The organism is Mesorhizobium sp. M8A.F.Ca.ET.202.01.1.1 (genome assembly GCF_004791595.1).
Taxonomy (GTDB): Bacteria; Pseudomonadota; Alphaproteobacteria; order Rhizobiales; family Rhizobiaceae; genus Mesorhizobium.
In genome coordinates, this window is record NZ_SRUN01000007.1 from 1 (window position 1) to 19,424 (window position 19,424).

At 59.9% G+C, this 19,424-nt stretch carries 15 protein-coding genes; 13 read left to right on the top strand and 2 right to left on the bottom strand.

The genetic code is table 11. The annotated features are described in order from the left end of the window. Positions 1–824 (top strand): transposase (locus EN845_RS16330; protein WP_145972538.1); only part of this gene is annotated, 824 nt, incomplete at its 5' end. A 110-nt stretch (positions 825–934) separates the two neighbouring features. Here the strand turns inward: EN845_RS16330 and hemN are convergent. Then, positions 935–2,284, bottom strand: coding sequence for an oxygen-independent coproporphyrinogen III oxidase (gene hemN / locus EN845_RS16335; RefSeq protein ID WP_063169226.1), 1,350 nt, complete (start codon positions 2,282–2,284; stop codon positions 935–937). Positions 2,285–2,436: 152 nt separating this feature from the next. Here hemN and EN845_RS16340 point away from each other — a divergent pair, with 152 nt between their 5' ends. The 12 genes from EN845_RS16340 to EN845_RS16395 all read left to right on the top strand — a co-directional run bounded on the left by EN845_RS16340 (position 2,437) and on the right by EN845_RS16395 (position 16,580). Further along, positions 2,437–3,180, top strand: coding sequence for a Crp/Fnr family transcriptional regulator (locus EN845_RS16340; protein WP_024502861.1), 744 nt, complete (start codon positions 2,437–2,439; stop codon positions 3,178–3,180). 494 nt (positions 3,181–3,674) lie between these two features. After that, on the top strand, positions 3,675–5,294 hold the full coding sequence (gene ccoN / locus EN845_RS16345; protein WP_024502862.1) for a cytochrome-c oxidase, cbb3-type subunit I: 1,620 nt from the start codon (positions 3,675–3,677) through the stop codon (positions 5,292–5,294). Continuing rightward, a complete protein-coding gene (gene ccoO / locus EN845_RS16350; RefSeq protein ID WP_063169224.1) occupies positions 5,294–6,025 on the top strand; it encodes a cytochrome-c oxidase, cbb3-type subunit II in 732 nt (243 codons plus the stop codon). The genes ccoN and ccoO overlap by 1 nt, the downstream gene beginning before the upstream one ends. A gap of 11 nt (positions 6,026–6,036) precedes the next feature. Then, the gene (locus tag EN845_RS16355) at positions 6,037–6,186 is read left to right on the top strand and encodes a cbb3-type cytochrome c oxidase subunit 3 (RefSeq protein WP_024502864.1); all 150 of its coding nucleotides are present in this window, start codon (positions 6,037–6,039) and stop codon (positions 6,184–6,186) included. Between the two features lie 2 nt (positions 6,187–6,188). Further along, positions 6,189–7,052, top strand: coding sequence for a cytochrome-c oxidase, cbb3-type subunit III (gene ccoP / locus EN845_RS16360; RefSeq protein ID WP_063169223.1), 864 nt, complete (start codon positions 6,189–6,191; stop codon positions 7,050–7,052). 167 nt (positions 7,053–7,219) lie between these two features. Next, complete coding sequence (ccoG, locus tag EN845_RS16365; RefSeq protein WP_127309307.1) at positions 7,220–8,779, top strand: cytochrome c oxidase accessory protein CcoG; 1,560 nt, start codon at positions 7,220–7,222, stop codon at positions 8,777–8,779. Continuing rightward, a complete protein-coding gene (locus EN845_RS16370; protein WP_127309308.1) occupies positions 8,776–9,273 on the top strand; it encodes a FixH family protein in 498 nt (165 codons plus the stop codon). Before ccoG ends, EN845_RS16370 begins: the two co-directional genes overlap by 4 nt. Next, a complete protein-coding gene (locus tag EN845_RS16375; protein WP_127872164.1) occupies positions 9,270–11,549 on the top strand; it encodes a cation-translocating P-type ATPase in 2,280 nt (759 codons plus the stop codon). Before EN845_RS16370 ends, EN845_RS16375 begins: the two co-directional genes overlap by 4 nt. Before the next feature lie 5 nt (positions 11,550–11,554). After that, positions 11,555–11,710, top strand: coding sequence for a cbb3-type cytochrome oxidase assembly protein CcoS (ccoS, locus tag EN845_RS16380; protein ID WP_081714250.1), 156 nt, complete (start codon positions 11,555–11,557; stop codon positions 11,708–11,710). 713 nt (positions 11,711–12,423) lie between these two features. Further along, on the top strand, positions 12,424–13,041 hold the full coding sequence (locus EN845_RS16385) for a hypothetical protein (protein ID WP_127247245.1): 618 nt from the start codon (positions 12,424–12,426) through the stop codon (positions 13,039–13,041). Positions 13,042–13,321: 280 nt separating this feature from the next. Beyond that, a complete protein-coding gene (gene ubiM, locus EN845_RS16390; protein WP_189340299.1) occupies positions 13,322–14,503 on the top strand; it encodes a 5-demethoxyubiquinol-8 5-hydroxylase UbiM in 1,182 nt (393 codons plus the stop codon). A gap of 175 nt (positions 14,504–14,678) precedes the next feature. Next, complete coding sequence (locus EN845_RS16395; RefSeq protein WP_082826564.1) at positions 14,679–16,580, top strand: EAL domain-containing protein; 1,902 nt, start codon at positions 14,679–14,681, stop codon at positions 16,578–16,580. 1,453 nt (positions 16,581–18,033) lie between these two features. Here the strand turns inward: EN845_RS16395 and EN845_RS16400 are convergent. Continuing rightward, complete coding sequence (locus tag EN845_RS16400; protein WP_063169217.1) at positions 18,034–19,356, bottom strand: integrase; 1,323 nt, start codon at positions 19,354–19,356, stop codon at positions 18,034–18,036. Positions 19,357–19,424 lie beyond the last annotated feature (68 nt).

Sequence of the window (19,424 nt, forward strand, 5' to 3'; positions counted from 1 at the left end):
TGGTGCGGCTGGCCAAGAGGACGGGTCTCCATTTGCGCCAGAGTTATGTGCGGGTCGGCAAGCTGGCGCTGATCAGCCACCAGCGCTATGCCCACGCCAAGCAGTTCAAGCGGGCCAACAAGGCGCTACGCAAGCTCAAGACCTATCTCGGCCGGACCATTCGCGACATTGGTCGCCAGATCGCCGGCGATCAGGGGCTGGACGCGCTGTTCAAATGGCCGCTCTACCAGGCCGCCACCGTTCTCGAGCAACGCCAGCGCCAGCGCGGCCGCAAGATCTACAGCCTGCACGCACACGAGGTGGAATGCATCGGCAAGGGCAAGGCGCATGCGCCCTACGAGTTCGGGGTGAAGGTGTCGGTGGCCACCACGCTGAAGCGCTCCAGGGGCGGCCAGTTCGCCCTGCATGCAAAAGCACTGCCCGGCAATCCCTATGACGGCCACACGCTGGCAAGCGTCATCCCCGACATGGAAAAGACCATCGGCAACGAGATCGGCCGCATCCTCGCCGACGCCGGCTATCGCGGCCACAACGCACCGCAGAGCCACAAGCTCAGGGTCTTCACCGCGGGCCAGAAACGCCGCGTCACCCCAGCCATCAAGCGCCAGATGCGACGGCGGTCGGCGGTCGAGCCCGTCATCGGCCACATCAAGAGCGAACACAGAATGGGCCGCAACTACCTCGCCGGCCAGCAGGGCGACACCCTCAACGCCATCCTGGCCGCCGCCGGCTACAACTTCTCCCTCCTGCTCAGGTGGCTGAAGGGGTTTTTGTCGCTCTTGATTGCCCTGCTTCAAATCCGGCCGAAGCCGGTCGCCGCTTAGGGCTCGGATTGTTCACGGTCGACGATTTGATGCGGTAGTCGCCTATGAGCGGTCAAAACGAACGCAGCTGGTTCGCCGATCGACCAAACGGCGAGCGCACTGTGCTTTGCTCAGACCGCCACCGAGTGCCTCGCCGTTCCCCCTTTGAAATATGTATCGAACTTGGCCGCGATGGTTCGAATGAAGGGGCGACTTTCAGTCCGTACGAGGAAACTGTCACCATCGAATTCAAGCGCTCGGGCAGGATCGTGGAGTGCGATGGACCTCGAGCGATGAAGGAGCTGCTCGCCGGCTTTGCCGAACCGCTCCACCAGGTCGACTGCCGAGAAGGCAAAATCACACATCAGCCGCTCGATGATCCAGCCACGGACGCGATCGTCGTCGGAAAGGGCAACGCCGCGGACGGCAGCCAACCCGCCATCCGCAACCATGCGCCCGTACCCGGCAGTCGAAGCCATGTTCTGCACGTAGCCTTGGCGAAAACGACCGATGGACGAAGGGCCAAGTCCGATCAGTGTCGGGCAGCGATCCTCAGTGTAGCCCTGAAAATTGCGATGCAAAACCCCTGCGCGGGCCGCTATGGCCAGCGCATCGTCGGGCTTCGCGAAATGATCGAGTCCTATTGCCTCATATCCCTTGGCGACAATTGCCCGCGCCGCGAGTTGAGATTGGGCGAAACGCTCAGTGGGACTCGGCAGCCATGCCTCGTCGATCATCGTCTGATGCTTCTTGAACCAGGGCACATGTGCGTAGCCGAACAGGGCCATCCGGTCTGGCTCCAAGGTCAGTGCCTGCGCCACCGTGGAACAGATCGTCTCGCGTGTCTGATTCGGGAGCCCGTAGAGCAGGTCCAGATTGACCGATTCGACGCCCCGCGAACGAACCCCGTCGACGACTGCCTTGGTCTGCAAAAAACTCTGCTCACGATTAATTGCTTTTTGCACTTGCGGATCGAAATCCTGCACGCCGAGGCTCGCCCGCGTTACGCCGATTTGAGCAAGTGCATCAAGGCGCGCCTTGTCCATGTCGTTGGTTTCGATTTCGATGCTGACCGTAGCATCCGGGAGAAGGTCGAAGCTGTCCCGCAAGGCCGCTCCAAGAGCAACCATATCATCGGGCCTCAGAATAGTTGGCGAACCGCCACCGAAGTGGATTGCACGGACATGTGCCTTGCCGCTCACCAGACCGGCAATCGTGACGATTTCGGCATTCAGCGAGCGCAGATAAGCGGCCACCGGCTCATATTGGTGCGTCTGCTTGGTGTGGCAGGCGCAGAACCAGCAGAGCTTGTCGCAGTAAGGAATGTGCAGGTACAGCGAGATTTCGTCGCCGCTTTCCAGCGTCTCCAACCAGCCACGGTAAATGGCAGCATCGATCCCCGAATGGAAATGCGGCGCCGTCGGATAGCTGGTGTAGCGTGGGACGTTCTCGCTGAGTTTGACAGCTATTTCCGATTGCATCTCGCGTTCACCGTGTTGCCCGCCGGAACACTGCACGCATCGCTGAAGCAGACCCTGATCTCGATCAGCCGCGCTCATGGACAAACCGCCGCAGGATTTCTCTACCCTGGATGGGTATCCTGCCGGCAGTTAGGATCGGGTAAGGCGAACGCATGACCTTTCGGCAAGACATTCATAGTTCCGGCATTCCTGTTCTTTGCTTCCCTTGCGAGGCACGGCGTCGCGGTGTCTGCGGTGCGCTCGATCCAGACAATTTGGTTGGGCTCGCCAAGACTTGCTCGCGTCGCCGGATCGAGTCAGGAATGGAGTTGACCGGCGAGGCACAGAACGTCGACAGCTACTCCAACGTGCTTTCAGGCGTGGTAAAGCTATCAAAGAGCCTGTCGGATGGGCGCCAGCAGATCGTCGGTCTCCAGTTTGCACCGGATTTTCTGGGACGTCCTTTCAAGGAGGAAAGCTCGATCAATGCGGAAGCGGCAACAGCAGTCACGCTGTGTTCGTTTCCGCGAGCGGCCGTCGAACGGATGATGAAGGCGTCACGGGAATTCGAGCATCGCCTGCTCAAACAGACGCTGAATGAACTCGATGAGGCGCGCGAGTGGATGGTGACGCTGGGGCGCAAGACAGCTCCGGAAAAGGTGGCGACTTTTCTCCTCATGATGGCCCGGAATATCGATTCCAGTCTCGATGCGGCTTCCGGGTCGGCCTCCTTCGATCTGCCGCTGACGCGTGCCGAAATGTCTGATTTCCTTGGAATCACCAGCGAGACCGTGAGCCGCCAACTGACGCGATTGCGGGCTGACGGGGTGATTCGGATTGAGAACGCACGCCATGTGACGGTGGACAGCATAAGCCGTCTGGAGAAGCGCTGTGGCGGCGGACGCGAGCGGCCCTAAGCGGCGAGGCCATGTCGCATGACTCCGGGGCGGGCCGTGTTTGCCTTTTAATGCGATGTCGCCGCGCCTTCGACGAAGCGGCGTCACGGTTGTCGAGACAAACAGCTTTCGGGCTTTGATAGGAACGTGACCAATCGCCAGGTGTGTTTCGGCACATACCGGCGAAGCATGGTCCTTAATCTGCCACGGCTCGGCGGAACGATCGCGTTCGTTTCCAATGGGATCCGAACAACGTTTGGCAGGGCATCGGCAATAGCATCCAACGCGCGCAGAGCCTCAGCTTTCGCCTCAGCGATCGCGTCTGCGCCCGCCCAACCCAGGGAACGCCTTCCATGAGGGAGTGAGCCCGCGCTGCGTTCCTCGTTCATTCGCCACCTGCTGATTGCGCCGCACAAAATCGTGCGGCCTGACATAGATCAGGGCGAGGGGGCGGCGGCTGCGCGATTAGTGCGCTGCGGATTTGGCATCCACCAGATTCGAGATCGGGATCTGCAATGAAATTCGGCACAGAGATCGTCCTTCTAAGCGTGTTCGCTTTTGCGGCCCTGGTGGCCGCCGGCTTCGGCGTGGATGAACCTTTCCGCCGACACATGTGGGTGTTGTTCTTCGCAGTGGCTGGTTTCACTGCGATCCTGTTGCGCAACACGGAGTTCAGGCCAGCAGCTCCGATTGACCCATCCGCTTACATGGATGGTCCGATCCGCTACGGCGCGATCGCCACCGTGTTCTGGGGTGTCGTCGGCATGCTGGTCGGCGTGGTGATCGCGCTGCAGCTCGCCTACCCCGATCTCAACATCCAGCCCTGGTTCAATTTCGGTCGTTTGCGGCCGTTGCACACATCCGGTGTCGTTTTCGCCTTCGGCGGCAACGCGCTGCTTTGCACGTCTCTGTATGTCGTGCAGCGCACCTGCCGCGCGCGCCTCTTCGGCCGTGATCTCGCCTGGTTCGTCTTCTGGGGCTACCAGCTGTTCATCGTCATGGCCGCGACCGGCTACCTGCTCGGCATCACCGAGGGCCGCGAGTACGCCGAACCCGAATGGTATGTGGATGTCTGGCTGACCATCGTCTGGGTCGCCTACCTCATTCTGTTCCTTGGCACGATCCTGAAGCGCAAGGAACCGCATATCTACGTGGCCAACTGGTTCTACCTGTCGTTCATCGTGACCATCGCGATGCTGCATGTGGTCAACAACCTGTCCATACCAGTCTCGTTCCTGGGCTCCAAGAGCTACTCCGCCTTTTCAGGGGTCCAGGACGCCTTGACGCAATGGTGGTACGGCCACAACGCGGTCGGCTTCTTTCTCACCGCCGGCTTCCTCGGCATGATGTATTATTTCGTGCCCAAGCAGGCGAACCGGCCAGTCTATTCGTACCGGCTGTCGATCGTCCATTTCTGGGCTATCATCTTTCTCTACATCTGGGCCGGGCCGCATCACCTGCACTACACCGCCTTGCCCGATTGGGCGCAGACGCTCGGCATGGTGTTCTCGATCATGCTGTGGATGCCGTCCTGGGGCGGCATGATCAACGGCCTGATGACGCTGTCCGGCGCCTGGGACAAGCTGCGCACCGATCCGATCATCCGCATGATGGTGATGGCCGTCGCCTTCTATGGCATGTCGACCTTCGAAGGCCCCATCATGGCGATCCGGGCGGTCAATTCGCTGTCGCATTATACCGACTGGACCATCGGGCACGTCCATTCGGGTGCGCTCGGCTGGGTCGGCATGATCTCGTTCGGCGCGATCTACTACATGGTCCCGAAGCTCTGGAACCGTCAACGGCTCTACTCGCTGAGGCTCGTCACCTGGCACTTCTGGCTGGCGACACTCGGGATCGTCGTCTACGCCGCGGTGATGTGGGTGTCCGGCATCATGCAGGGCCTGATGTGGCGCGAATATGGCGAGCAGGGCTTCCTGGTCTACTCCTTCGCCGAAACCGTCGCCGCCATGCACCCCTACTATGTCATGCGCGCCATCGGCGGCGCCATGTACCTCTCCGGCGCCCTGATCATGGCCTGGAACATCACCAGGACCATCCTCGGCCACCAGCGCGAGGAGGAGCCGATGCCGAGCCCCGTCGCCATCCGACCTGCGCGATCAGGAGCCAGGTAATGGGCTTGATGGACAAACACGCAATCATCGAGAAGAACGCCACGCTTCTTCTCGTTGGCTCGCTGCTCGTGGTGACGGTCGGCGGCATCGTCGAGATCGCGCCTCTCTTCTATCTCGACAACACGATCGAGAAGGTGGAAGGCATGCGCCCCTATTCGCCGCTCGAACTTGTCGGGCGCAACATCTATATGCGCGAGGGCTGCTACCTCTGTCATAGCCAGATGATCAGGCCGTTCCGCGACGAAGTTGAGCGCTATGGCCACTACAGCCTGGCTGCCGAGTCCATGTACGATCACCCCTTCCAGTGGGGATCGAAGCGCACCGGGCCGGATCTCGCCAGAGTTGGCGACCGCTACTCGAATGCATGGCATGTCGCGCATCTTACCGACCCGCGCTCGGTGGTGCCGGAATCGATCATGCCGAGCTATGGGTTCCTGAAAGACACGCCGATCGACGTGAAGGATTTCTCGACGCATCTGGTCGCCAACAGGCTTGTAGCCGTCCCTTACACCGATGACATGATCGCCCACGCCAATGCGGATCTGGCGGCGCAGGCCGATCCCAATGCCGACACATCAGGCCTTGAGGCGCGTTACCCAAAAGCCAAGATCGGCGACTTCGACGGCAACCCGCAACAGGTCACCGAAATGGATGCCCTGCTCGCCTACCTGCAGATGCTTGGCACACTGGTCGACTTCAAAAATTACGACGAAGCCGCCGGCTACCGCTGAGGAGAACGCTGATGACCTACAATTTGATGCGGGCGTTTGCCGACAGCTGGGGCCTGGTTGCGATGGCGCTGTTCTTCGTGGGGTGCATCGCCTTTGCCCTACGCCCCGGCAGCCGAAGGCTGGCCGACGAAGCGGCCCGCATTCCGCTCGAGGACGAGTGATCATGAGCGACGAGCATATCGATGAAATCTCTGGCGTCTCGACCACCGGTCACGAATGGGATGGTATCCGGGAGCTGAACAACCCGCTTCCCAGATGGTGGGTTATCACTTTTTACGTCACCATTGTCTGGGCGATAGGCTACACCATTGCCTATCCAGCATGGCCTCTGTTGCACTCGGCGACAACGGGTGTGCTCGGCTATTCCAGCCGCAACGAGGTCAGGAACGAGCTGACCGCGGCTGAGGCCGCCAAGGGCAAATATATCTCGGCGGTGGAGTCCAAGAGCGTCTCGGAAATCGCCGCGGACGACGGCCTGCGCGAATTCGCAATCGCCGCCGGTGGCGCCGCTTTCAAGGTCAATTGCGTACAATGTCATGGCTCCGGCGCCCAGGGTTCCAAGGGCTTTCCCAATCTCAACGACGACGACTGGCTGTGGGGCGGCAAGGCCGAGCAGATCCAGCAGACGATTACGCACGGCATCCGCTTCGCATCCGATCCGGACACGCGCCTGTCGGAAATGCCGGCCTTCGGCGACATCATTACCGCCGACCAGATCGCACAAGTCAGCGCCTACGTGGCCAGCCTTTCCGGCAAGGTCCGCGATGCAAGTCTGATCCAACCCGGCGCCAAGGTCTTTGCCGAGAATTGCGTGGCCTGTCACGGCGACAATGCAAAAGGCAACAGGGAATTCGGCGCCCCCGACCTGACCGATGCGATCTGGCTCTATGGATCCGGTGAGACAGCCATCGCCGCACAGGTCCGTGCGCCAAAACAGGGCGTCATGCCGGCCTGGGTTGGCCGTCTCGGCGAGATCAAGGTCAAGGAACTTGCAGTTTATGTCCATTCGCTTGGCGGCGGAGAATAGGAATGGAAGGTCCTATTCTTCGGTCCCCCCTGCCAAGCGGACGAGGCCCGGCGTGAGCCGGGCCTCGACACCATCCCTAATGCGATCTGCACAACCCGGCAAGGCTATCCTACGGCGAGGCTTTACGACAGGTGCCCCTGACATTGGCTGGGAAAGTGGAGTTGCACATGCGTGACAAGACGCAGTTGACAGGGCTCGAAACAGAAACTGTCAATTCCGCCAAAACCCGCAAGCCGCTTTATGCCGCGCGTCAAAAGATCTTTCCGAAGCGCGCCTCGGGCAACTTTCGTCGCTTCAAATGGCTGGTGATGACGATCACACTTGGCATCTATTACCTGGCTGCGTGGCTGCCTTGGGCTCGCGGTCCATTTGCCCCGGACCAGGCAGTCCTGCTCGATCTCGCGAACCGGCGCTTCTACTTCTTCTTCATCGAGATATGGCCCCAGGAATTCTTCTATGTGGCCGGCCTCCTGGTCATGGCGGGCGTCGGTCTTTTCCTGATCACCTCGACTGTCGGCCGTGCCTGGTGCGGCTATGCATGCCCTCAGACGGTGTGGGTCGATCTGTTCCTCGTCGTCGAACGTGCGATAGAGGGCGACCGTAACGCTCGCATGAAACTCGATGCAGGCCCCTGGACCGCCCGCAAGCTGATGCTGCGCTTATCGAAGCACGCCGTCTGGCTGGTCATCGGTGCGGCGACCGGCGGCGCCTGGATTTTCTATTTTGCCGATGCGCCGACGCTGGTTGGCGAACTCTTCACCGGCACCGCGCCACCCGTCGCCTACATCACTGTCGCCGTGCTGACGGCTACCACCTACACGTTCGGCGGTCTGATGCGCGAGCAGGTCTGCACCTACATGTGCCCATGGCCGCGCATCCAGGCAGCGATGCTCGACGAAAGTTCGCTCACCGTCACCTATAATGACTGGCGCGGCGAACCGCGTTCGCGTCATGCGAAGAAGGTGCAAGCTGCAGGGCAGTCCGTCGGCGACTGCGTCGACTGCAATGCCTGTGTCGCGGTCTGCCCGATGGGGATCGACATTCGCGACGGCCAGCAGCTCGAATGCATCACCTGCGCGCTCTGCATAGACGCCTGCGACGGTGTCATGGACAAGCTCGGCAAGGAGCGCGGGCTGATCGCCTACGCGACGCTCTCCGACTACAACGCCAACATGATGCTGGCGACCGCGGGCGGCTTCAGTTCAATCAATCCGTCGCTGGTCAGGACCGCTGATGGCCTGTTCTCCGACAAGGTGGCGCATTTCCATGTCAGCAAGATCTTTCGGCCGCGCACCTACGTCTACATGGGCTTGTGGTCGCTGATCGGCCTCGGCCTGCTCTGTTCGCTGCTGACGCGCGATCGGCTCGAAGTCAACGTGCTGCATGACCGCAATCCGCAATTCGTCACGCTGACCGACGGATCCATCCGCAATGGCTATACCGTCAAGCTGCTCAACATGATCCCCGAGCCGAGGACGATCGTCGTAACCATGCAGGGCCTTGAAGGCGCTGACATGGTCGTCGTCGGCGACGACATCCCCGCAGGCCGTTCCTTCGCCATTCCGGTCGAACCCGACCGCCTGAAAATGCTGAGGGTCTTCGTTCGCCAGCCGGCGGACCAGATCCGCGCTCCGGCACAGACCTTCAAGTTCCGCGTCGAGGACAGAGCCAGCTTCGAGTCGAACGAGTACACCGCCACCTTCAACGCGCCGGAGCCCCCCAAATGACTGCCAATGTACAAAAGCCTCGTGAATTCACCGGCAGGCACATGCTGGTCATCATCCTGGCCTTTTTCGGCGTGGTCATCGCGGTCAATCTGACCATGGCAACGCTCGCCAGCACAAGCTGGACTGGCCTCGTCGTCGAAAACACCTATGTGGCGAGCCAGCAATTCAACAAGCAGGCCGAGGAGGGGCGCGCGCAGGCAGCCCTTGGCTGGACCGGCAAGCTGACCATTGCATGGGGCGAAGTTCGCTACGGCCTCACCGACGCCGCCGGCAAGCCGGTTCCCTTGCACGGCGTCAAAATGCTGTTTCGCCATCCCGCGTACGAGAAGGAGGACAAGTCGGTCACCCTCGCACCCGCCTCGGGCCAGGAATTCGCAGCCCAGCACATGCCGAAGGACGGCGTCTGGATTGTCGAAGTCGACGCCGACGCCGGTCTGGATAAACCGTATCGCGACGTCCGCAGGATCATGATTTCCCATGGAGCGCTGCAATGAGTTGTTGTGCACCGGGCGCCGAAATGGCGCTTGATCTGGGCAGCACCACGTCGGTCCTGCCGTCTAGTCAAGAGATCAGGCTGGCGAGCCGATCGCTTGGAGATGATCTCCGCCAAACCGATCTTTCGGTGCCGAGCGTTCATTGCGCAGCTTGTATCCAGACGATCGAGACGGCGTTGGGAACGCTCGATCGCGTCGAGAGCGCCCGCGTCAACCTGTCGACGAAACGGGTCTCGGTCCGCTGGCGTGGCGACGAGGTTCCACCGTTCGTCGCCGCGCTTGGACGGCTCGGCTACCAGGCGCATCTCTTCGCCCCCGAGATTGATGAAAAGGACAGGACGCTTTCGGAGTTGATCCGCGCCGTCGCGGTTGCCGGGTTCGCGGCGGGCAATATCATGCTGCTTTCGGTCTCTGTCTGGTCCGGGGCCGAAGGGGCTACCCGCGACCTGTTTCACTGGGTCTCCGCATTGATCGCCATCCCAGCGCTCGCCTTCGCCTGCGGCATCTTCTTCCGCTCGGCCTGGAATGCGCTGCGTCACGGCCGCATGAACATGGATGTGCCGATCGCGGTCGGAGTATCCCTTGCCTACGCCATGAGCCTCTATGAGACGATCAACCATGGCGACCACGCTTATTTCGATGCATCGGTGTCGCTGCTGTTCTTCCTGTTGATCGGCCGCACGTTGGATCACGTGATGCGCGAACGTGCCCGCACCGCGGTGAAAGGCCTGTCGCAGCTGGCCGCACGCGGCGCCATGGTGCTGCGCGGCGATGGCGCGCGCGACTATCTGCCGGTTGGCGAGATCGAACCGGGGATGCAGCTGCTGATCGCGGCCGGTGAAAGGATCCCCGTCGACGGCAAGATCATCCACGGAGCGTCTGATCTCGACTGCTCGCTGGCCTCAGGCGAAAGCGCGCCGAAAAACGTGGCGCCGGGCGAAGCCGTGCAGGCCGGCGTGCTCAATCTTACCGGCCCGCTGACGATCGAGGCGACCGCCGCCGCGAAGGATTCGTTCCTCGCCGAAATGGTTCGGCTGATGGAAGCCGCAGAGGGCGGTCGCGCGCACTATCGCCGCATCGCTGATCGCGTGTCGGCACTCTACGCGCCCGTGGTTCATCTCACCGCCTTCGTGACATTCCTGGGTTGGATGGCGGCGACGGGCGACTGGCACCGGGCGATGACGATCGCCATTGCCGTTCTGATCATCACCTGCCCGTGCGCGCTCGGCCTCGCCGTACCGATCGTTCAGGTGGTCGCCGCGCGGCGTCTGTTCGAGAACGGCATCATGGTCAAGGACGGTTCGGCCATGGAGCGCCTGGCGACGATTGATAACGCAGTGTTCGACAAGACCGGAACGCTCACGCTCGGACAACCCCGGCTCCTCAATGCATCGTCGATCGATCCGGCCATGCTGGCAATCGCGGCAGACATGGCCGCGCACTCGCGTCACCCGTTTTCAAAGGCCATAACCGGCTTTGCCGCTCCTGGCGGGCAACACAAATTCGATGCCGTCACAGAGCATCCGGGGTTCGGGATCGAAGCCACTGTCGCCGGAAGCATCTGGCGGCTGGGTCGACGCGGATGGGCTGGATGGAAGGCCCGGACCGGTGGTGAAGGCAACCATGGCTATGGCGGAACGGTGCTGACAAAAGACGGGTTCATTGTCGCGACCTTCGATTTCGAGGATGCGCTGCGCGCCGACGCGGCGGCGGCGATCAAGCGATTGAACGATACTGGGGTGTCGATGCAAATGCTGTCGGGCGATACCGCAGGTGCCTGCGGTGAAGTTGCAAGAATGCTGGGTGTCGAGGACTTCGTTCCGTGCCTGCTGCCGTCGGGCAAGGTCGAGCGCATCGAGACCCTGGCGAAAGACGGACACAAGGTTCTGATGGTTGGCGACGGCCTCAACGACACGCCGGCGCTGAGCGCGGCGCATGTCTCGATCGCTCCGGCCACCGCCGCCGACATTGGCCGCAATGCCGCCGACTTCGTATTCCTGCGCGAAAGCCTTCTGGCAGTGCCTCTCGCGCTGGACGTCTCGCGCAAGGCGGGACACCTGATCCGCCAGAACATCGCGATTGCGATCGTCTACAATGCCGTCGCCGTGCCGATCGCCATCCTGGGCCACGCCACGCCTTTGTTAGCGGCGATTGCCATGTCTGCCTCATCGGTGCTTGTTATTGGAAACGCATTGCGCTTGCACGGCTTCGGGGCGAATGCGACGCTGCAAGTTATTCAAAAAGTCGGACGCTCCGCAGTCAGCTATTCGGCATAATCCTCGTGACGACGTTGCTCTATCTCATACCAGTGGCCCTTTTTCTGGGTGCACTGGGTGTGTCCGGCTTCGTCTGGGCATTGCGAAGCGGTCAATACGAAGATCTCGACGGAGCCGCCGAGCGGATACTAATTGATCGGGACGACAAACCGGAACGCTGATTTCAATCCGCTGTGCATAAGATGCGCGGATCGCGCTCGTCAGTCGAGCCGGCTCGGTCGGGAACAAGCTGTCCATGCTCCATGCTCCATGCTCCATGACCATCTTGACCTAAGCTGCACACTACATTTGTGAAAAGCCTCTGTCGTGCGAAGGACTGCCTCCCATTGCACCCAGTATGAGGCGTGTGATGCCACGAGAGTACCTCGCGTGGCCGGACGAGAGCTTGGCAATGTGCGCACGGGTTCCAAAGTGGAACGTCACGGTCGATCACCTGACCGTGAACCGCCAGTGCCGATTGGTCATGTCTGGCTGATCCAGATCAGGGTCATACTCATCGGCGTGGTCTATTGACCAGTCTTCGACGGAGAAATGCATGACTTACGGAAAGATTGGTCGTCATTATCAGCACCTTCACGGTTCTGGGTTTTCTGTCGTGTGGTCGGCCATGCCTTGTGCTTACGGCGCAGCCATTAGCTGACCGGCGTCGTGTGTATCTCGCTTGCTGGCTGACCATCCGCGTGGCTGCGCGGACAGGGGGCCGATCAACAGCTTTCGCCTTTGATGGGTTGTGTGCGTCGTTGCCGATCCATCCCGATTCCCGGCCCGCGCCTTGAGGCTATGCGACGGTACCGGAACCCAGCGCACGTCACGCGGTTCCGCGCGCGTGGTGTCCGCTCGTCACGACGATGAACGAACAAGCGGCTGGAGTACCATGAACACCGTACACATCATCGACTGCCACAATGCAAATGACTACTTCGCCGACAGGCAAGAGGGACCGATCGTGCAGCACTTGTTAAAGGCTGTCAACATCCGCGCGGAGCTCCACATGGCGTTGAACCGAACGAAATTTGGTGAGGCTGTAGTACGAGCGATGGAGGCGGAGTGCGACGTGCTTCACATCGCCGGGCACGGCAATGGTGACGGGATCGCTTCGTCCAGTGGGCGAAGTGGCCTTCTTTGGGCTGACTTCGTAAAAATGTTCCAGGGCTCGCATCCAGCGCCGAAGATCCTCGTGATGTCAACGTGCTGCGGAGCATCATCGGGGTTGGGACGTGCGTTTTCGAAATCGATCAACCGTCCGAAGTTGATCATTGGTTCGAGTGACGCGCGCTATTTCGACGACTATGTCGCCGCGTGGGCTTTGCTCTATCGGCGACTGAATTGCAAGGACATCGACATCGAAGCCATGCAGCAGGTTCTTGATGAGATATGCGCGGTCGTGGATAAAAGTTTCCGCTACCTTGGCTGGGATGACGAGAGAGAGCGCTACGTTCGATACCCTCACCCTCGCAAGAGAGCCCGCTTCGACGTCGTGGAGCGTGAGTAGTATGCGCAAGGGTTCCAGGTGGAATGTGGCGATCGATGCGGCGCGGCCGTCGCTGACCAGCGTCGCGAGTGTCTCGCTTGCTGGCGGCGATCTGCGCGGCTGCGCGGCGAAAGGGCGGGATCGGTTAGCCGCATCCACCTCTGAGCGCTTTGAGTGCTTCGTTGCCGATCGATGCGAATCTCCCGGCCCAGCGCCTTTAGGCAATGCGGCGGGCACGGAGCTCATGTCACTCGGCTCAGTTCCACCGTTACACGAGGATAGGCGACCGGATGGCGGCACGCTGATGGGCTCTGACGATAATTTTGACATCGTTGTCGTTGGAGCCGGCCCGGTCGGCCTTTCGTTCGCTGCGTCGCTTGCCCAAAGCGAACTCAAGGTGGCAGTTGTTGAACAGAACACATTCGATAGTCTGGCGAATCCGGCTTTCGATGGTCGCGAAATCGCGCTGACCAACGCTTCGATCAGAACCCTTCGCGAGCTCGGCGCCTGGGATGTCATCCCGGCTTCGGACAAATCAGCACTTCAAGGCGCGCGCGTGCTCAACGGCTCGAGCGCATTCGCTCTTCGTTTCGATCCTCCCAGCAACTCTGGAGAACCGCTGGGGGTTTTGGTTCCAAATTGCCGGATCCGCGAGGCGCTGTTCAAAATCGTCCGCTTGCAGGATCGCGCCCGGCTGTTGTGCGGCCACTCGGTCGTCGATGCAACAAACAGCCAAGAAGGAGCAGTCGTAACGCTCTCTAATGGCGCGCGTTTAACTGCTCGGCTGGTTGTTGCCGCGGATTCGCGTTTGTCCGCCACGCGTGATCTGCTAGGCATCGGCGCCGATATCAACCGGCTTGGCCACTCGATGCTGATTTGCCGAGTGAGGCACGAGCGCGCCCACCACCAGTTCGCCATCGAATGGTTCGATCACCATCAGACGATAGCGATATTGCCCCTCGCGGAGGGCATGTCGTCGCTGCTGCTCACATTGCGCTCAAACGAGGCCTATAGACTGCTTGCCTTCGATGATGATTTGTTCCTGTCGGAGTTGACGAAACGGTGTCGAGGGCGCCTTGGAAAAATGACCTTGGCAAGCAAGCGCCACACCTATCCGCTGGTCACGACCTGGGCGCACAAATTCCGGGCGCCGAGCGCCGCACTCATCGGCGACGCTGCCATCGGCATGCACCCGGTGACCGCTCACGGATTCAACATCGGTCTCAGCAGCCAGAAGCAACTCGCCCGTGGAATCATGACTGCGTGCCGCGACGGCCGCAATGTTGGCGACCCCGACATGCTGCATATATACGAAAGGCGGCTGCGCCTGTCGGCGGCGCCGCTCTACCATGCAACGAACATATTGGTTGGACTCTACTCCAGAGACCACCTGGCGGCACGGCTTGCAAGGCATCTGGGGCTTCGCTTTGCCCAACATGTTCCCCTTGTCCGGCATGGGATTTCGGCGGAGCTCCAGCGGTGATACTGCACCAGCAGTCGCATTTTTGCGCGTGCTGGGCGAGCGATGAGAGAGTGCATGATGCACCGGAGTAATCCTGCTCCCCGACGCTGATCTCCGATTGAAGAATTAACCCGTCCTTCAGGGGGGCTGCATAGGCTGCGGACAAGCAGGAGTAAGCAAGCTGACCCGTCCAGCCTTGGAAAAAGAAGATCCGCTGGAGGCGAGAATCCTTCAGGACCAGCTCGCTGATCTGAGGGCAGGCCTTTTCGTCTCAATGCCGATAAGCATTGTGCTGTCCGGGCTGATTTTGACCGTGCAGGCCCTTTCCGGGAACGGTCTTGCTGGCGCGGCCTGGTTTTCGGTCGTTAATGCGATAAATGCCGCCCGCCTTGCACTCGCCCGTCATCAGCTGAAGGAACCCGGAGTCCAGGATGATCTGACACGGGTTTGGCTGCGGCTTCGCTGGTTTGGCAGGCTTGCTCTTCTGGCGGGATTCACCTGGTCATTCCTTGCCGTCCTAACGGCTGGATACACGACGTCTCAAGCATCGCTGCATCTAATAATTCTGGCGGGCATTTCAGCTGGCGCGGTCACGTACGGCAGCTCATATGCTGCGGCAGCGATATGCTTCATCACACCGCCACTCCTCATTGCCGCCGCATGTTTGCTGACGAAGGGAGCCCCGGAAAACTACATTCTGGCTTTTGCCGTCCTGCTTTTCGAGGGCGGCCTGGTTCGATCCTCGTTCGTTGGACAAGCGCGCTTCCGTGACGCGAGCCGCCTGAGACATCAAGCCGAGCGGCTTGCCGCGGAAATGGAGCGCAATTCCAGGGAGGACCATCTTACCGCGCTCCTCAACAGGCGGGGCCTCGAACATGCAATCGATCAGTTTGAGAACACCGATGGACCCTTTGTGGCCATGCTGATTGATCTGGACGGGTTCAAATCTGTCAACGATACCTACGGTCACAGAACGGGTGACGAGCTGCTTGCCAGGATCGCCCGCCGAATAGAGGAAGAAGCACCGGAGGGCTCAACGCTCGCCCGCATCGGTGGGGATGAATTCGTGCTGGTTTTTTCTTCGCGAAAGAATTCTCCTTCTCCCACCAATCTCGCGTCCAATCTCATAGCCAAGCTTGCTCGCCCCTATCCTGGGATCGCATCAGTCCGCATTGGAGCGTCTATAGGAATCTACTTGGCTGAAAACCCCGGACTAACGGAAATGTTGTTGCGGGCCGACATCGCCCTTTACACAGCTAAGCGCCGCGGCAGGAATGAATTTTGTCTGTTCGATGCCGAGCTAGCCCGGGAGTTGCAACGCCGCCAGTCAATCGAACGCGATCTTCATTCGGCGATAACGATGAGAAGCTTGGTCGCTTGGTTTCAGCCAATCGTAAGACTCGAAACTGAAGCCGTCGTCAGTTTTGAAGCCTTGCTAAGATGGTCTCACCCGCTTCACGGTCCCATTTCTCCGCCCGAGATCATGACAGCGGCACGCGAAACTGGAATGCTTCAGCTGCTAACTCAAACGGTATTCGCCGACTGTTGCGCTCTTATCGAGGGCTTGGTCAAAGCTGACCGTCGTGATGTTCGTGTGGCGATGAATGTTTCACCGTGCGAGTTGGAAGCTGGCGATATTGACGAGATGATTCTTAATGGTCTGGCGGCAAAAGACCTCCCTGCAACGATGTTCGACATCGAGATTACCGAAGAAGCCCCAGTGGATCCGGACAGAGTGGATGAAAAGCTCGCCCGGCTTTCACATGCTGGCATTTCTATCGCGCTCGATGACTTCGGCACCGGTTTTTCGACGTTGGCATCGCTCAAGGACAGTCGGATCAGGAAGGTGAAAATAGATCAGGGCTTCGTTCGCGGCTTAGCCAAGTCCCGGGAGAATCGGCTGCTTGTCAAAGCGGTGATTGATCTTGGTAGGACGCTCGGGATCGAGGTCATGGCCGAGGGCGTTGAAACAGAGGCAGATCGGCAAACTCTGTACAAGCTTGGCTGCAGAACCGCGCAGGGCTTCCTGTTCTCTAAGGCAGTGCCTCTCCATTTGGCACTTGATTCGGTAGTAAAAGAGCACGCGAAGGAGTTGTGACCGGCCTCTCCGTCCGTGCTGCTCGCGGAACTTTCATGTGGGGTGGACCTGACGCGCGAAAGCCGTTTCGGACGGTAGAGTTATTACGGGGGCGAAACTGAGCACGTGGTTTGGATAGCAGCAATCCGGTCCACCGGCGCACATGCAGCGGCTTCATACAAGCGTTCAAGTTGCGAGATGAGCTTGAGTGAACGACGTCGGAGAATTGCGTCCTTTGGACGCTGGTTTCGCGGTTCCCGTAGGATTCGATTACGGGAAGCGTTCTTGGCTGCTTCTCGGCTCAGCGCTCATCGGGATGAACAACGTACCCGCGGTCAAGGTCTTCGCGACCTCAACCCAGTCACCATCCCGCAACAGCAGCGGTCGGGTCCTGATCAAGCGCTCAGCCTCAGCACAGGTGCTGGAGCAACGGTAGAGCGCGGAAAACGTGTATCGGAATGCGCTGGCTCACCATAGGAAGCTGCCACGGCATGTCGAATGTCCCCAGGGGGCGGACCGTTCCCTTGCATTTGTCTCGATGACGGGCTCTCAAAGCTAAAGCCAAGAGAGCTTTATAAAAATCGCACCCGATCGGCTGCGCAACGACGACCAGCTGAGGCCCGATCGGGTGCTAAGGTCGTGCCAAAAAAGGCGCGTCACTGTCGCATTTCTAGCCGGCTTGCGATCGGACGTCATCTCTTGGCGATCGCGGCCCCTTCTCTCAAATGCGCTTAGCGGCGCCGATGGCGAATAGCGCAAGCTTTTCCACCCGTTTCTACTCCACTACCGAGACTCGTCACCAACCTCCTTTTATTCGCTTCCATATGGCCCATCCTGTCTCCAATCGAGGAGGAGCGCGAACATGGGCCAAGCCGTAGAACGTCTCAGTCTCGGGAATTCTTCTGCTCGCCAAACTGCCGTTGTCGCCGGCACCATATTTGGCAGGGTGACAGTGCACGACAAGATATCAGGCGTTCTTGTCTGGGCTGAACTATGCTTGCAAGCCATAACCCAAAAATCGCCGATCCCTTTGAATTCGAGCCGGATGAATGGGTGTTTCAAAATTTTTGGCGGTTTTAGGCAGAACCCTCCGATGGCCCGCGTACCGGTCAAGCTTCGTGAGCACTTTAGGTTCGTCGATCAGGCATAGGTTTCTTTCCCATGCCACATGCTGGCCGTTTGCCTAGTTCGGAAGCCCTCGAGAGGCGTTGCTCGTCTTGGTATGGCGTCGCCCCTTTTTCCGATCCATCGGCCACGGAGCTAGAATGGTGTCTAGCTGTTGCCGCCTACTTGGTCATCCGGCATGGAGATGCCTATATACCGACCTTCGAAAGGCTGGAATACGAGGTCGAACAAATGCGGCGGAAGCTCGGAAATCGCGAGCGAGCGCAGCGCGTGCTGGCCACGCTCAACCTAAATGGCTCGGACAGCTGGAGCCGTGAGGTTGGTTCTCAAGGCCTGGATGGCGCCGCAATCACATTCGCCCGGGCGGGGTAAAAGCGATTTTTTGGAGCCACTCGCGCTTTTGCGCTAACGAAGGTCCCGCGCCGTATTTGGGCCGGATCCATTTGTGGCCCATCAGAGAAGCAATTACCTTCTCCGGCGCCTCAACTGCCGTCAGCCGGTCCTCGAAAGTGTGTCGCAGGCTATAAAGACTATGCTCGGAAGTCGGCAGAAGTTCCTTGCTGGCGAGCACCTTGTTGACGAGCGCTGAAAGTGACGCGGCCTTGTCGCGATAACGAGGAAAGCCGTCCGGATGGAGCTTGATGGCTGCAAGTGCGCCGCCAACCAAGGGAATGTCACGGGCTGAATGACCGGTCTTCAAGCGACGGCCATTGGGGCGCACCCGCACATGCGGGATTTCTCGATCGAGGTGGATTGTTTCGGTGGTGAGGTTTGCCGCTTCAGAAAGCCTGAGTCCGGTATCGGCAATCACATAGATTAGATGGCGGGCTTCGTCATTGAGTCCGTCGAGCGCGCCTTCAGCGAGTATCTTCTCCTGAATGAACTCCGCTGTGAACGCAGCGCGTTGCCCGGGGACGGCGCCGGAAAGACGCAGGTTTCGAAAAACCGGCTCCAGCTTGAGCTGGTGAGTCAGATCGACGACGCGCAGCATTTTCGAAACATGGCCGATGTCCTTGTTGGCCGTACCGATATCAAGTCCATCCTCAACGATCCGCTTTTGCCACCACTCGCGGAACGCGATTGCGTCGTCCCGAGTGAGGCTTGCGATCTCCTTGTCGCCAATGACTCCAACCAGATTGGCAACTGCGCGCTTTTTGGGGTTACGCCATTTCTTGATTTGGTTGGGCGACATGGTCAGCAAGTTCTGTTGCTCGATCGTCTCGAATTCCTTGATAAGACCGCTCAGGCGGACCGCTGGCCGCTTCTCCCCACCCATGACGGCCGAGACGTCCTGCGCGTCCTCGATCGATTTTTTGTCGAGGAGCAGCTTGATACGGGCCATGAGTTCGTCGAGCGGCCCCGCTGCTAGTTCCTCGTTAGTGCGATAGGCCAATCCAAATGACCGCGCGCGCTTCCTCGCGGCTTCGAAACGCAGCCCCGCCTCGGCGGATTGGCCTTCCCGCAGTCTACGCCAATACGCCTCCAGCCCCGCGCCGAGGCTTTGCACTGCATCTCGCGCCCGTACACCGCGGGGATCGTCAGCCACGGCGACGCCCGTGGAAATGCGTACTAGGCAGCGGCGATCAAACGCCGCGAATTCCTTCGGCACCCTGCGGACGAGATACCAGATGCCTTCACGTTTATGCGGCTTTGGCGCTGCGGAACGTCGCATTATCTTTCTCTAATGTTACACAGTTTGTTACACAGTCTAAGATATGTTTCGCTTCGTGCTGGTCAAGC